9 protein-coding genes are annotated in these 14787 nt (G+C 74.4%); 6 read left to right on the top strand and 3 right to left on the bottom strand.

Annotated elements, in window-relative coordinates:
- The first annotated feature begins 317 nt into the window (after nt 1-317).
- Nucleotides 318-2609: an excinuclease ABC subunit UvrA gene (locus tag SYYSPA8_RS03670; protein ID WP_323445428.1), complete on the top strand. Its 2292-nt coding sequence runs from the start codon at nt 318-320 to the stop codon at nt 2607-2609.
- 110 nt (nt 2610-2719) lie between these two features.
- Here SYYSPA8_RS03670 and SYYSPA8_RS03675 read toward each other — a convergent pair whose 3' ends face one another.
- Entirely contained in the window at nt 2720-3589 is an 870-nt protein-coding gene (locus tag SYYSPA8_RS03675) for an SGNH/GDSL hydrolase family protein (RefSeq protein WP_323445429.1), read from the bottom strand.
- A gap of 1043 nt (nt 3590-4632) precedes the next feature.
- Between SYYSPA8_RS03675 and SYYSPA8_RS03680 the strand changes: the two genes are divergently transcribed.
- Together SYYSPA8_RS03680 and SYYSPA8_RS03685 are read left to right on the top strand one after the other, a co-directional pair.
- Nucleotides 4633-5205, top strand: coding sequence for a DoxX family protein (locus SYYSPA8_RS03680; RefSeq protein WP_323445430.1), 573 nt, complete (start codon nt 4633-4635; stop codon nt 5203-5205).
- A gap of 175 nt (nt 5206-5380) precedes the next feature.
- Nucleotides 5381-8353 carry an NACHT domain-containing protein gene (locus SYYSPA8_RS03685; protein ID WP_407705890.1) on the top strand — a complete coding sequence of 991 codons (2973 nt, stop codon included), beginning with the start codon at nt 5381-5383 and terminating at the stop codon, nt 8351-8353.
- Nucleotides 8354-8386: 33 nt separating this feature from the next.
- Here SYYSPA8_RS03685 and SYYSPA8_RS03690 read toward each other — a convergent pair whose 3' ends face one another.
- Nucleotides 8387-9568, bottom strand: a complete 1182-nt coding sequence (locus SYYSPA8_RS03690; protein WP_323445431.1) for a DUF418 domain-containing protein — start codon at nt 9566-9568, stop codon at nt 8387-8389.
- Between the two features lie 465 nt (nt 9569-10033).
- Between SYYSPA8_RS03690 and SYYSPA8_RS03695 the strand changes: the two genes are divergently transcribed.
- Together SYYSPA8_RS03695 and SYYSPA8_RS03700 are read left to right on the top strand one after the other, a co-directional pair.
- Nucleotides 10034-11071 carry a chymotrypsin family serine protease gene (locus SYYSPA8_RS03695; RefSeq protein ID WP_323445432.1) on the top strand — a complete coding sequence of 346 codons (1038 nt, stop codon included), beginning with the start codon at nt 10034-10036 and terminating at the stop codon, nt 11069-11071.
- A 178-nt stretch (nt 11072-11249) separates the two neighbouring features.
- Nucleotides 11250-11720: a hypothetical protein gene (locus SYYSPA8_RS03700; protein ID WP_323445433.1), complete on the top strand. Its 471-nt coding sequence runs from the start codon at nt 11250-11252 to the stop codon at nt 11718-11720.
- Nucleotides 11721-11783: 63 nt separating this feature from the next.
- Here SYYSPA8_RS03700 and SYYSPA8_RS03705 read toward each other — a convergent pair whose 3' ends face one another.
- On the bottom strand, nt 11784-11966 hold the full coding sequence (locus tag SYYSPA8_RS03705) for a hypothetical protein (RefSeq protein ID WP_323445530.1): 183 nt from the start codon (nt 11964-11966) through the stop codon (nt 11784-11786).
- Nucleotides 11967-12235: 269 nt separating this feature from the next.
- Here SYYSPA8_RS03705 and SYYSPA8_RS03710 point away from each other — a divergent pair, with 269 nt between their 5' ends.
- Nucleotides 12236-14716 (top strand): hypothetical protein, encoded by a 2481-nt coding sequence (locus tag SYYSPA8_RS03710; protein ID WP_323445434.1) that lies wholly within the window; start codon nt 12236-12238, stop codon nt 14714-14716.
- Nucleotides 14717-14787 lie beyond the last annotated feature (71 nt).

Genomic DNA, 14787 nt, shown 5'->3' on the forward strand with positions numbered 1-14787 from the left:
GGGTCGATCGTTACCGCTCGACTGATGTGGGGGTGGAGCGTGTTGGACCCGGACGTGCGCACGCCCGGAACCGGATCCGCGGAGGTGACGCAGAGATTAAAAGGACTAGACCAGCACGTCAATAGGTCTGGACCAATAAGCAAGCTGGATGCGTATATGTTCGCGATGATGTGCTGCCGTGCGCGGGCCCTTCTGACCGGCCGCGCCGGCGGCCCGGCGAGCCCGGCGATCGACTCCGGACCGCCCCCGAAGCAGCACGTGATCAGCGCCGACCAGCAGCCGACCGGCTGCCGAACAGCATGGACGAGGACATCAGCATGACCGCCGACAACGGCCCCGCTCCCACCGCGCCCGCCGACTCCCACACCGTGATCCAGGTACGCGGAGCCCGTGCGAACAACCTCCGCGGCATAGATGTCGACCTGCCCAAACGCCGGCTCACCGTCTTCACCGGGGTCTCCGGCTCCGGCAAGTCGAGCCTGGTCTTCGGCACCATCGCCGCCGAGTCCCAGCGGCTCATCAACGAGACGTACACCGCGTTCGTCCAGTCCTTCCTGCCGAACGTGGGCCGCCCCGACGTCGACGGGCTGCACAACCTCAGCGCCGCCATCGTGGTCGACCAGGAGCGGATGGGGGCCAACTCCCGCTCGACGGTCGGCACCGCCACCGACGCCTACACCATGCTGCGTACCGTCTTCAGCAGGCTGGGGACCCCGCACGTCGGCACCCCGGGCGCGTTCAGCTTCAACGCGCCCGAGGGGATGTGCCCCCGCTGCGAGGGGCTCGGCCAGATCTCCGACATCGACGTCGACCAGCTCGTCGACCGGGACAAGTCCCTCAACGAGGGCGCCATCACCGTCCCCGGGTACGCGGTCGACTCCTGGCCCTGGTCGATCGTCGTCGGCGCCGGCTTCTGCGACCCGGACCGCAAGCTGGCGGACCTCACCGAGCGCGAGTGGGCGGACCTGCTGGACAAGGAGCCGGTCAAGGTCAGGATCGGCAGCAGCAACTTCACCTACGAAGGGCTCGCCGCCCGGATGCGGCGCACCTGGCTCGCCAAGGACCGGGAGGCGCTCCAGCCCCATATCCGCGCCTTCGTCGACCGGGCCGTGGTCTTCACCCGCTGTCCCGCGTGCGAGGGCAGCCGGCTCGGCCGGGCCGCGCTCTCCTCCCGGATCGGCGGGGTCAACATCGCCGAGTGCTCCGCGATGCAGATCAGCGATCTCGCCGCGTTCGTACGGAACCTCCAAGAGCCCTCCGTCGCCCCCCTGCTGGAAGGGCTCGGCCGGCTGCTGGACTCGCTGGTCGAGATCGGACTCGGCTATCTGAGCCTGGACCGCTCCGCGTCCACCCTCTCCGGCGGCGAGGCCCAGCGGGTGAAGATGGTCCGCCACCTCGGCTCCAGCCTCACCGACGTCACCTACGTCTTCGACGAGCCCACCACCGGACTGCACCCGCACGACGTGCAGCGGATGAACGACCTGCTGTTGCGGCTGCGCGACAAGGGCAACACCGTGCTCGTCGTCGAGCACAAGCCCGAGGTGATAGCCATAGCCGACCACGTCGTCGACATCGGCCCCGGCGCCGGCGAGGCGGGCGGCACGGTCTGCTACACCGGCGACGTCGCCGGACTGCGCGCGTCCGGCACCCTCACCGGCCGTCACATCGGCCACCGCGCCGCCCTGCGCGAGCGGGTGCGCACCCCGCGCGGGCAGCTCTCCATCCACCACGCGGACCTCCACAATCTCCAGGACGTCAGCGTCGACATCCCCCTCGGCGTGCTCACCGTGGTCACCGGCGTGGCCGGCTCCGGGAAGAGCTCGCTGATCCACGGCCATCTCGCGGGCCGTGCCGGGGTGGTCGTCGCCGACCAGTCGCCGATCCGGGGCTCGCGCCGGTCCAACCCCGCCACCTACACCGGGCTGCTCGGCCCCATCCGTACCGCCTTCGCCAAGGCGAACGGCGTGAAACCGGCCCTGTTCAGCGCCAACTCCGCGGGCGCCTGCCCGAACTGCAACGGCCTGGGGCTCGTCTACACCGACCTCGGGATGATGGCCCAGGTCGCCGCCGCCTGCGAGAAGTGCGACGGCAAACGGTTCATGCCCGAGGTGCTGTCCTACCGCCTCCGGGGCAAGGACATCAGCGAGGTCCTGGCCCTGTCGGTGGCGGAGGCGTACGACTTCTTCCCCGGCGGCCAGGCGCACACCGTCCTCGGCCGGCTCAGCGATGTCGGACTCGGCTACCTCCGCCTGGGGCAGCCGCTCAACACCCTCTCCGGCGGGGAGCGGCAGCGCCTGAAGCTCGCCATCCACATGGCGGAGAAGTCCTCCACGTACATCCTCGACGAGCCGACGACCGGTCTGCACCTGGCCGACGTCGACAAGCTGCTGGCGCTGCTCGACCGTCTCGTGGACGAGGGGAACACGGTCGTCGTCATCGAGCACCACCAGGCGGTGATGGCCCACGCGGACTGGCTGATCGACCTCGGCCCCGGCGGCGGTCACGACGGCGGGCGCGTGGTGTTCACCGGCACCCCCGCCGACCTGGTCGCGACGGGCGACACCCGCACCGCCCGCCATCTGCGCCGCTACATCGCCGGCCCGGCGTAGCGCCGGCCTGCCGCGGGCCCTTCGGGGGCGCTGACCGAACCGGCCACCGCTCGCCGTGAGGTGAGCGGTGGCCGGTGCCCCGGGCCGCCGTCCCGGGGCCGGGCGGTGGCCTACAGGGCGGGCCGTACGGCGTCGGCGATGACCTGATGGCCCGCCGGCGTCGGATGGATGTCCGCGAGCGGGCCGCACACGAACGTCAGCTGGCAGAGCCGGGCCACGTTCGTCGGCACCTTGCCCAGACCCGGCACGTCGACCTCCGGGATGAAGGCGAAGGAGGAGAACGCGGTGGCGACGTCCGCGACGGTGAAGTGGTTGGCCTTGAAGTGCCGCGCCTGGATCTCGTTGAACGCCTGCTGCCCGCCGGAACTCTGGAGCGCGGTCTGCTGCCCCGAGGCCCCGCTGACGAAGGTCACCAGGAAGGGGTTGAACGAGTTCGCGGCCGCCAGGTGCGTCTGCGCGCTCGACGCGCCGTTCACCGCGGCGGCGATCCTGGCCGTGTTGGTGTCGACGGTCCGCAGCGCCCGCAGGGTGCACGGGATGTCGATGGCGTTGTTGACGAAGCAGGCCCCGAGGTCGTTGCCGCCGATGTTCAGCGACACGAACTTCACCTGGGTGCCGTTGGTCTTCAGGAAGTCGACGGCCTTCCCCAGTTGGGAGACCGCCTTCCCGGCAGTGTCGCGGTAGGTGCAGAAGCCGCCGTTGATCAGGGTGGTGGTGGTCTCCCGTGCGCAGCCCAGCTTGATGTGGCGCAGATCCGGATCGGTCTGCTTCAGCTGGGCGAAGAGCTTGTCGGCGTACCCGAGGTCGGTGTCGCGCCCCACGTCCGGCTGGAAGCCGCTGGCGAGCGAGTCGCCGAGGGAGACGTAGTACGTCGGTGCCGCCGCGGCACCTTCCGCGGCGGCACCGGACGGGCCGCCGATCATCAGTCCGGTCACGGCGGCTGCCGTGGCAAGGAGCGCGAGGGGTCTGCGACTGCGCATCTGCTGGTCTCTCCTCATGTACGCGGGTCGGTGGGGCATCCGGGCGCCGACCAGTGGAACGGGCCCGGGAGGGTGCGGCGTTCAACCCTCCGGCAACCCTGACCGGATCCTGTTGCTCCGCTGTGCGTGCCGCCGGCCGGGGGGTGAAGGGGCCCGACCCGTGCGCCGCCTGTGCATCGGTACGGACCCCGATCGCCGCGGGGTGGCGCGTCGTCCTCGGGGCCCTGGCCGGTTCTCTTCCAGGGGCGGCGGGAAGAACAGGAGGAGTGCACGAGGGGATGTCCGGTGCGGGGTGTCCGGTGCGGGGGCGGCCCGCCTCCCACTTCCCGCGCAGGTCGGCGGCGTGACATGGTGTCGGCCATCACGGCGGGTATTGGTCCAGACCTTTACTTGAGCGGGCGGGAACTTATAACGTGTTCCTCCATTGACCACGTCTTTCCGCCGTTCCGGCATCCTCCGGCGCGTCCGTCGCGCCGCGCGGAACGGCGGCCGGGCGACCAGCGCGCGGTGTCCCTCCCCGTACGCCCCGTCATGACGGGCCGGGGCCATGACCGGGCACCGGGCACCTGACGGAGGGGAGGGAACAGTCACCCGCCGACGGCCCCGCCGTCACCGGCGGGCAAGGGGAGACCACCGCGCCCACCGAGGGCCGGGTGCCGCCCCGGGCACACACCGTATCCGCGACGCCCTTTCCGTACCGCACTGCTCCGTACCTCACGGAGGGCCAACCTTGTCCGGCCCTGGACATCGGACAAGCCGCCCCGGCGCACCGGCCATGGGCACCCGGTCCCTCCACACCCCCCACGGCCGCCCGGTGAGGCGGCTTCCACCCCCCACCACTCCAGGTGCGTTCCACCCGGCACGCCGCCACGGCGGCACCCGTCCGCCCCCCACGGCGGTCGGCAGAGCCCTGCCGTGGACCGGCCGCGCCCCCGTCGGGCGCGGCGCACGACGGCACCGCCCTGTCCGGGGTCCGGGCACCGGCCGCTCCGGCCGGCACCCACCCGTGGACCGGTACCGCACCTGGGCAGGAAGGACTGACGATGACCGGACACCGCGGCGCCACCGCACCGGGCACGGCCACCCGGCGGCCCCTTGCCCCCCGGCCCGTACCGCCCCCTCGTACCAGGCACGTCCTCACCAGCGCCCTCGGCCGCTACCGGCCGCACAGCACCACCGTCCTGCGGGTCTCCGTCGGGCTGGTCTTCATCGCCTTCGGCCTGATGAAGTTCATCCCCGGGGCCAGCCCCGCCGAGGACGTCGCCACCCGCACCATGAAAGCGCTCACCTTCGGCCTCGTGCCGGCCGAGGTCTCCCGTCCGATGCTCGCCCTGTTCGAGGCCGGGATCGGCATCGGACTGGTCACCGGCATCCTGCTCCGCCCGGTCCTGATCCTCTTCTTCCTCCACATGATCGGGGTGTTCTCCGCGCTCCTCGTGCTGCCGGGGGAGATGTGGGACGCCCGGACCGGCACCCCCACCCTGGAAGGGCAGTACATCCTGAAGAACGTCGTCCTCATCGCCGCCTGCCTGTCCGTGGCGGTGGACCTTTCGAGCACCGCCGGCGGCCGTCCCCGTACCGGCGGCCGCCGCCGCAGGGGCCCCGCCGCCGGCTGAGGCCGGGCGCGGGCTCTCCCGCGAACCGGCTGACCTCCCCCGGCGCGCACCGCACGGCGCGCGCCGGGGGAGGGCGTTGACACGTAACACCTCCCCGTACCCGTCGTTGGACCGGATGGCAGCCGCGGAGCGCGCCATGGGTCCGCTCCGCTGGGAGCGGCGCGAAGGGGGGAGCGTGACAGTGAACCGGCGGCGCTGGTGGTGGACCGGGGCGGTGGTGGTCACCGGAGGGGTCTTCGCCGCTCTGGTGACCGCCCGCAGTCTGGAGTTCGGCAATCAAGTGGCCTCCATCCTGGCCCTGTTGGTCTCCCTGGCCGGGCTGGGCCTCGAAGTGGTACGCAGCGCCCGCGCGGCCCAGGCCCTGCGGGACAACCCCGTGGACCTGAGGCCCGTCGCCGCCGGGCTGGCCGCGGCGGTGACCGAACAGTGGCAGGAGGAGGCCCGCTCCCGCCGGCTCCAGGACCCCGAACCGCTCCCCCTGACCTGGGCCCCCTCCGAACCCCACCTCTCCGACCACTGGGTCAACATCGCCGCGGGCAGCGGCCAGGTCCGCCCGATGCCCGACCGCGCGGAGATCCTGACGGGGCATCTGGGCGAGGTCGCCGGGATGTACGCCCGGGTGCCCTCCGGCCGGCTGGTGGTGCTGGGCGAACCGGGCGCGGGCAAGACCGTGCTGCTGCTCCAGCTCGCCCTCGACCTGCTCGCCGTGCGCGGACCCGACGACCCGGTCCCGGTCATCTTCGGCCTCGCCTCCTGGAACCCCGCCGACCAGGGCTTCACCGACTGGCTGGAGGAGCGGCTCATGGCCGGCTATCCGGCCACCGCCACCCGCGACCCGTCGGGCGTCACCCGGGCCCGCAGACTCCTGGAACGGGATCTGGTGCTGCCGCTCCTCGACGGGCTCGACGAACTCCCCGACCCCCTCTGCCACCAGGCCGTCCACACCCTCAACCGCCGGCTCGACCACCGCCATCCGGTGGTCTTGACCTGCCGGATCCGGGACTGGGCCGCCGTCGTGGAGGCCGCCGACGTCCTGACCTCGGCCGCCGTCGTCGAACTGCGCCCCCTGTCCTGGGAGACGGTCGGCGACTACCTCGGCCGCACCGCGCGGCTGCGGCCCGGCTCCGCCCACGAGACCCGCTGGACCCCGGTGCTGCGGCAGATCGGGAACACCCCGGACGACCCCGTCTGCCGCACCCTGCGCACCGTCCTCGGCAGTCCGCTGATGGTCGGTCTCGCGCGCGCGGTCTACAGCGACACCGCCGACGACCCCCGGGCCCTGCTCGCCCCGCGCTTCGCCGACCGGGCCGAGCTGGAGGAACATCTGCTCGACGCCTTCGTGCCCGCCGCCTACAGCGCCCCCGGCGACCCGCCCGGCGCCGTCGGCGGGCTCGCGTTCGTCGCCCGCCACCTCCAGCGCCGCGGCACCCGCGACCTCGCCTGGTGGGACCTGCCGTCGGGCTCCCGCTGGGGGCTGGACCGGGCGGCCCGCGCCATGCCGGCGCTGCTGGTCGCGCTGCTGATGTCGTGGATGGTCAGCCCCGACGCCGACGGACGGGTGGTCTGGCTGGAGGCGGTGGCCTTCCTCGGCGGCATGGGGCTGGTCCACCGGGTGCTCGTGTACGTGGTGGCCCCCGGGGCGGCGGGCAGCGTGCGCGGGCTCGCCCCCCGGGCGCTGCTGTGCTGCGCCGCCGTCGCCGCGCTCGGGGCGTTCAGCGGGACGCTGCGGCCGTTCACGTACGACCCGGGGCAGTCGGGATACTGGAACGCCCAGACGCACCCCGTCAACCTGGTGCTCCAGCTGACCCTGCTCGGCGCCTCCAGCGGCATCCTCGCGCGGGCGATGGGCATCTCCCGCAGCCCGGCCTCGCTCTCCCCGCCCTTCCGCGCCCCCCGCCGCACCGTCTCCGTCCAGCTGAGGCGGCTGCTGCGGATCGGTCCGATGGCGCTCGCCGTCGGGCTGGCCGCCGGTCTCGCCTCCGGCACCGTCTTCGGCACGGTCCAGGCGGCGGTCACGGTGGCGCGGGCCTCCGCCCACCACGGGCTGCCCGCCGGCGGCACCCAGCACCAGGAGCCCGACGGCTCCCGCTACACGGAGCACGCGGACGGCTGGCGGTACGGGCGCCGGCCGGACGGCACCCGCTACGTCGAGTTCCCCAGGCCCGTCGCCGGAGCCCTGCTCCGGGACGCCCGGGGCCGCCCGCGGCTGTGGGACGGGACCGTGCTCCAGGGAAGTACGGCCGCGTGGGAACGGCGGCTGGACACCCGGGCCGTGCCCTGCCCCGAGGTCCCCTCACCCCCCTGCACCCGCTACCTGGCCCACGTCCGGCTGCTGCTCTCGCCGGAGTACCGCTCCGAGCGGACGGCCCGGCCCCCCGGCACCCGGGGCACCGAGTCACCCGCGGTCGAGTGGTACCTGGCCCTGCCCGCGGTCACGGGGGAGGGCGACCCCGGGCGGGCGGGCCCCGCCTCCGCGCCGGTCCCGGTGCGCTTCGCCCCCGGCACACCGGTGCGCCAGTGGCAGGAGCGGGCGCCGCGCCGGGTCCTCGCGGCCGACGCCCTGCGCAACGCGATCCTCGGGAACCTCACCGTCGGACTGGTCGTCGGGCTCGCGGCGGGCATCCGCCGCTGGCTGTCCGCCCCGCTGGACGTCACCCGCGCCGCCGGCCCCCTGGGCAGTCTGCACAACGACCGCAGGGCCGCCGTCATCCGCAGTCTCGTCGTCGCCATACTCGCGGTCGTGTTCCTCGTGTGGCACCTGTGGAACGAGGGCCGGCGGCAGGCCGGTTACGTCCCCCTGGTCTTCGGCTTCTTCGACCCGGGCGTCGCCTTCGCCGTCGCCCTCCCGGCCGGCCCCATCTGCCTCTACGTCACCGCGTGGGGGCGGTTCACCACGATGCGGGCGTGGCTGGCCCTCACCGGCCGGCTGCCGTGGCGGCTGATGGCCTTCCTGGCCGACGCCCATGGGCGCGGGGTGCTGCGCCAGGCCGGTGCCGTCTACCAGTTCCGCCACGCCCGGCTCCAGGAGCGGCTGGCCGAGACGCCGGCGGGTGCCCTGCCGGCACCGGACGGGGTGCGCCGGCTGCCGCCGTCCCGCGACGGGCGGACGGCGGCGGACCGGCGCAGGAACGCCGTCGGCGGAGGCTGAGCGGACGCGCGGCGGCCCGCCGCGGACCGGGGCTCAGCGGCGCAGCGCCCAGCGCTGCACCGACTCCAGCGGCCCGGTCCTGAAGTGCCGCAGCCACCACGCCGATCCGGCCATCAGCACCGCGCACACCGCCGCCCACAGCCCGATCACCCACCAGGGGTGCCACTCCTCGCCGAGACGGTCGGCGAGGCCCAGGCCGATGCCGTACGCCACGAGCATGCACAGCACGTTCTGGAGGACGTAGCCGGAGAGCGCGGTCCTGCCGACGGCGGTGAGGCCGTTCAGCAGCGGGCCGGGCCGGCGCACCCGGTCCACCAGGACGCCGATCAGCCCGATGTAGCCGAGCGCCGTCAGCGGACCGCCGATATACCGGTCCACCAGGAAGAGTTCGGGGCCCACCAGCGATGCGACGACGCTCAGGGGCAGGCCGAGGCCGAGTCCCCAGGTCAGCAGCCGGGCCCGGATGCGCCGCCCGGTCGCGTCCGCGCCGAAGGCGCCGGCCCTGAAGAGCCGTACACCCAGCAGGAAGAGGCAGACCAGCAGCGGGAAGGTGAGCACCGGCTCCAGCCGCAGCGCGAGCGCGTTCTCCAGCCGGAAGGCGATCTGCTCGCCGTAGCCGCCGTGCGCGTAGAGGTCGCGCACCCCTGGGTCGAGGGTGCTGTCCTGGTCGCCCTCCGCGGCCAGGGCGGCGGTCAGCAGCCCCATCAGGACCAGGTGCACCCCGCCGGTCCACCACATCACCCGGTGCTGGGCCCGCACGGACCGGGTCAGCAGCCAGGCCACCAGCAGTGCGGTGACCGCGTACCCCATCAGGACGTCCCAGGCGAAGACGAGGACGAAGTGCACCGTTCCCTCGGCGAACAGGAACAGCGCCCGCCACCGGTAGCGGCCCGGCCAGGGCTCGCCGCGCCGGGCGGCGGAGGCGTACTGGATGGCGAGGCCCACGCCGAACAGGACCGTCAGCAGGGCCAGGAACTTGCCGTTCGCGAGCAGCCGCAGCACGCCGGCGACCGCGTCCGGGACGGAGTCGAAGGAGGGCCCGGCGGCGGCGCCGACCAGGACGCCCCATTCCGCACCCGGCGCGGTGAAGATCCAGACGTTGGTCATCAGGGTGCCGAGGATCGCCGCGCCGCGTAGCACGTCGAGCAGCGGCAGCCGGGCGGAGGCGGGGTGCTCGGCCGTCGGCGGAGTCGGGGAAGGGAGAGTACGCGTCACACCTCCATGGTCGGCGCGGGCCGCGCCCGTTCCCTCATGACCAGGGGCGAAAGCGCGCTACACCGAAAGATGTATCGGTGCCCCGCGCGACCCGTGCCATCTGCGCCTTCCGCATCACGTGCACGACGTGCATCGCGTGCGCCACCTGCGTCCCGGCCGGTGCGCGCCACCTGCCCCGGGCGGGCGGTCACCGGACATCCGTTCCCCTGTGGGCCCTCTGTTCCTCCCCGGGAGGGCGGACAGGAGTACGGCCCCGGCTCGCGGCCCGGCCGGGCGCTCCCGCAGTGCCACCGATGCCGCTCCCCGGTGGCGTCCACGCCCTTCCGCGCCGTCCTCGGGGGTGTCGAGAATGCCGGTGAACGTCCCTTCCGTCCGGTGAGTGAGCACCCCGGTGCGGAGGTGTCCGCTGTCGGAACGTCAGTCGTCGGCCCGGTCCCCGACCGGGCCGCCCTCGGAAGGAATGTCATGTTCAAGGCAAGAACTGCGCTGGTCGCCCTGGCGGCCGTGGCCCTCACCCTCACCACGCTCGGATCCGCCCAGGCCCAGGGGCCCGGCGGGGAAAAGGACCGCGAGGCCGGGGTGAGCGCCCCGAGAAACGCCGGCCCGGCCCCCGACGGGACCGCCCCCCAGACCCTCGCCGCGCCCGGCGCCCCGGGCGCCCTGGAGACGATCCAGTCCAGGATCGCCGCGTACGTCGAGGGCCACGGCACCGACTACGGCTTCGCCAGCTATGTCGACGGCACCACCGGGAAGCTGGTCCTCCAGACCGACGCGCCCGACGCCCTCGTCGCCGAGCTGACCGACCTCTCCGGCGCGTCCGCCGCCGAGAACGCGGCCGCCGACGCGATCGAACTGCGCCGCTCCGCCCCCGTCGACACCTTCGACCGCCGCGACGACTCGCCGCCGTTCTACGGCGGCGGCGGACTGCGCTCGGGCAACTCCCTCTGTTCCTCCGGCTACGCCGTGACCAACTCCGCCGGCACCCGGTTCATGGTCACCGCCGGCCACTGCTACGCCAACGGCGCCGCGGTCACCACCGAGTCCGGCGCCAACGCCTACGGCACCGTCTCCAACCGGCGGCTCCCCACCGTCACCAACGAGCCCGTGGACATGGAGCTGATCGGCGGCCAGTCCTACGCGCCCCGCGTCTTCACCGGCGGCGTCACCAGCAACACCAGCATCCCGATCGTCTCGGCGGGCGGCGCGGTCGTCGGCTACGACGACTACTGCCACAGCGGCCGGACCACCGGTGAGAACTGCGGCCACACGGCCACCTCCATCGACGGCCAGGTCTGCACCCAGACCGGCTGCAAGTCCCCCGTCATCGTCTACAACGGCGGCACCATCTCCCAGGGCGGTGACTCCGGCGGCACCTTCTACGCCAAGAACAGCTCCGGCGCCTGGGTCCGCGGCCACGTCATCGCGGGCGGCGGCGGCAACGGATACGTCCAGCCGTGGACGGTGGTCTCCTCCACCCTCGGGGTGAACATCGTCACCGGCTGACCCCGCACCGGCCGCCCCCGGGCGGCAGCCCCGCACCGGCGGGCCGGTTCCCCGGGGGAGCCGGCCCGTCCGGCGCTGTCACACGAACTGAACGTAGCCAATCGTCGTTTTCACTCGTGCCGGTGACCCTCGGTGTGTGCGGCGGGGGCCCGCCGCCCGGGCGGGGCACGGTGGTCGAATGCGCCAGCGGAACACTCTCCTCGCCCTGCTCGCCACCGCCGCCGTCGGCCTGACCGGCTGTGTGTCGGTGTCCCCGCCGCCCGGGGCGGGCCCCAGGGCTCCGCGCCCCGTACCCGTCGGCCACGGGTCCGACCTTCCGATGGAGCCACCCGGACGTACCACCCCGGCGCCGGCACCGCCCCGTACCACCGACCCCGGCGTCGCACCCGACCGCACCGCGGCCGCCGCCGGGACGGTCCACCACCAGCCGCCCCCGCGTGAACCCGGGCGGCCCACGGTGGACGTCCCCCACATCGCCGACGATCTGCCGGCCCGTGTGACACCGGAGGCGCCCAGGCCGCGGCCGCAGCCCCGGCCCGAGCCGACGACGTCCCCGTCCACGACCTACGACATGCGCTTCCTCTGCGACGCCTCCGCCGGTATCGCGGCTCCCGCCGTCACCAGCGCCTGCCGGGGCGCCTACCGCTGAGCCGCCGTCAGCGGGCGCGGTGCCGGCGGGCAGGGGCGTACGGGTGGGCGGCGGGCGGGGCTGTCAGCGCCCCGGCGGCAGCGACCCCGCCGCGTAGGGGCGGACCACGGGCGCCTGCGGCCCTCCCGGACGGATCACCCGGTCGAGGTCGCGCAGCGTGCGCTCCGCCTCCTGGCGGACCTCCGTGGGGACATCGCCGAGTTCCGCGATGAGCCGGTCGTAGATCGGCGCTTCCTGCACGGCCAACCCATCCTCTCCCTGCTGTGACGCGTCCCCGACGGCCGGAGACGGCTGCCGAGTCTACGGTCGTGGACACCGCCCGCCGCAACCGGTCCGCCATACGGACGAGCGCGAACCCCGCGCGCCCGCCCCCCGATCGCTGAATCGCAGCCTCCGGAAACCCTCCCGCCCCTGTCCTTGTGCGGACAGCGCTTTCCTCACCATCCTGTACTTCTCGGGAGAGATCGGGGAAAGTCATGGCTGGGCGTATATTTTCCGGCGGTAGTGGGGGACGCGTGCTCCTGCTCGCGACCCTGCTGCCGTCGGCGGGAGCCGTACCGGTCGCCCTGTTCGCGGGCTGGGAGGCCGGACTGACGGTCTGCGGGGTCCTGCTCGCCTTCCTGGCGGTGCCCGGCTTATTACCCCTGGGGCGCCGCCCGCCCGCCCCGGAGGAGGACCGGGCGGGCCGGCTGCGACAGGCCCTGGGCGCCGCCCTGGCCGCCGAGCGCACCGACACCGCCGCACTCGTCTGGGGCGAGGAGGCCAAACTCCGCCGCCTGGACTCCGCGACGCTGCTGGGGCTCCGGCTCACCAGCGGCCGCGCCCAGGTCGACCCGCTGCGCCGCGGACCGGCCCACGACCCCCTCCCGCCCGCCGGGCTGAGCGCCGGGGCCCTGAGCGACTTCTACTACGGCGAGGCCAGGGGAGCGCCCCGGCGGCTGCGCGCGGCCGTCGTCGGCGGCCCCGGCTCGGGCAAGTCCACGCTCGCCCTGCTGCTGACCCTCGGCGCGCTGCGGAGCGAACACGACCGCACCTTCCCCGTCCTGTTGCCGGCGGCCGCGTGGAACCCGGCGGACGGATTCGCCGCCTGGGTGGCCGAGCAGACCCTGCGGCTCTTCCCCAGCCTGCGGCCCGTCGCCGCCGAAGCCGGCGCCGCCTTCCCCGCGCTGCTCGCCGAGCACCCCGATGTCTGGATCGTCCTCGACGGCCTCGACGAACTGCCCGAGCCCCAGTGGGAGGAGGCGTGGCGGCGGCTGGACGAGGTCTCCGCCGGCCATCCCCTGCTGGTGCTGGCCCGCCCGGAGTTCCTGGCGGCGGTGGGGGAGGCCGCGCCCGCCGACTGCCCGGTGTACGAGCTGCGGCCCTGCGCTCCCGGGCGGGCGGCCCGCTATCTGCGCCAGCTGACCGCAGCCCCGCCGCCCGCCGACCCGGTCGGCCTCGTGCGCCCGGGGCCCGCGGCGGACTGGCGGCCCGTGATCGAGCGGCTGGAGAGCGCCGACCCCGGCGGGATCGGGGAGGTGTTCGCCGCCCCGCTCCATCTCGACCTCGCACGGCGGCTGTACGGCACCCGGGCGCCCCGGCGGATCCGCCCCGGGCTGCCCGGGACCCCGGCCGCGCTGATGGCCGCAGCCGACGCCGACCCCGCCGCCGCGCGGGTGGCCCTGATGGACGGGTTCCTCGACGCCGCCTTCGACCCCCGCCACCTCCCCGGCGGCGCCGCCGCGCGCTCCGGGCCGCTGCCGGGCGGCCGGGCCGCCCCCTTCCACACCGCCTGGCTGGTCACGCGGACCGCCCGGCAGGAGGTCTCCCCGGGGGAGGTCGCCTGGTGGCGGCTGCCCGAACTGGTCCACCGGGGCGTCCTGGTGGCGTTCTGCGCCGTGCTGCTCGTCCTCACCTACGCCGTGGCACTGGTGATGCCGGTCGGCTTCACCCGGGGGCTCGCCATCGGCTGCACCACCGCCGTCACCCTCTGCGTGCTGCGGCACACCGGTGTGTGCCGCCGGGCCGAGTGGATCGCCGGCGCCCTGGCCGCGGCGGCCGTCGCGGGCATCGGGATGGCGCGCTACGGCCCCGCCGGCGCCCTGGACGGGCTCCAGCTCGGCACCGCCTTCCTGCTGGTGTTCCGCTGCCGCCGCCGGCTGGCCGGCGGCCGGGGCGAGGCCGCCGCCACCGCCGTGCTGCTGTGCGCTGCCACCGCGGCCCTGGTCCAACTGCCGCTGCTGCTCGGCGCGGAGCTGCCGGAGGGCGGCAGCGGGATCAACGTCTTCCTCTCCCTGCTCACCGGTGTCGGCCTGGCCACCCTCGCCTGCCGGGTGCTGGCGGCGCCCTTCCCCGGCCTCTCCGGGCCGACCCGGGTCAACTTCGCCCAGCGCCCGAAGGCCGCCGCGCTGCCCGGGGCCCTGGCGCGCGGAGTCCTGCCCTCCTTCGGCATCGGGGCGGCGGCGGGCGCCACCCTGGTGCTCCAGTTCTCGCCGCAGTACGGCACCGCCCTGCTCTGGGGCTTCGGCCTGGTCCTCGGCGTTCCCGTCGGGGTCGTCGCCGGGCTGCTGTTCTGGTACCGCCAGGAGAAGCCCCTCGGCCGCGCCGGATATGCCCGGGGCTCGCTGCGCAACGACCGGCTGGTCCTCCTCGGCTGCGTCCTCGGCGTGACACTGCTCTGCACCGCCGTCATGGCCGTGCTGGACCTGGGGTACGGGGTCGAACTGGCCCGCAGGGGCGGCGAGGGGCCGGTGGAACTCCGCGTGCACCACGGCACGCTCTTCGGGCTCTGCGTCGGACTGATCCTGGGCGCCTGCTACACGGCGGGCCTGCCGACCGCCGTCGCCCATGCCTGGCTCGCGCTGCGCGGGCGGCTGCCCTGGCGTCTGGGAGCCTTCCTCGACGCGCTGCACCGGCGCGAGATCCTGCGTCAGACGGGGCCCGGCTACCGCGTGCGCCACGACGCCCTGGCCCGGCGGCTCGCCGAACGGGAGGACGAGTACGCGCGCCGACGCTGACCACCGGGGCGCCGCACGCCCGCGGCGCGGGCACCGGTGGCGCTCAGCGGATCCACACGGCGGAGCGAGGC

The organism is Streptomyces yaizuensis, assembly GCF_034961445.1.
GTDB classification, from domain to species: Bacteria; Actinomycetota; Actinomycetes; order Streptomycetales; family Streptomycetaceae; genus Streptomyces; species Streptomyces yaizuensis.

Coding starts and splice junctions, on each gene's coding strand:
- SYYSPA8_RS03700 (WP_323445433.1), top strand. CDS start 11,250: ATGCGCCAGCGGAACACTCTCCTCGCCCTGCTCGCCACCGCCGCCGTC.
- SYYSPA8_RS03695 (WP_323445432.1), top strand. CDS start 10,034: ATGTTCAAGGCAAGAACTGCGCTGGTCGCCCTGGCGGCCGTGGCCCTC.
- SYYSPA8_RS03680 (WP_323445430.1), top strand. CDS start 4,633: ATGACCGGACACCGCGGCGCCACCGCACCGGGCACGGCCACCCGGCGG.
- SYYSPA8_RS03675 (WP_323445429.1), bottom strand. CDS start 3,589: ATGCGCAGTCGCAGACCCCTCGCGCTCCTTGCCACGGCAGCCGCCGTG.
- SYYSPA8_RS03670 (WP_323445428.1), top strand. CDS start 318: ATGACCGCCGACAACGGCCCCGCTCCCACCGCGCCCGCCGACTCCCAC.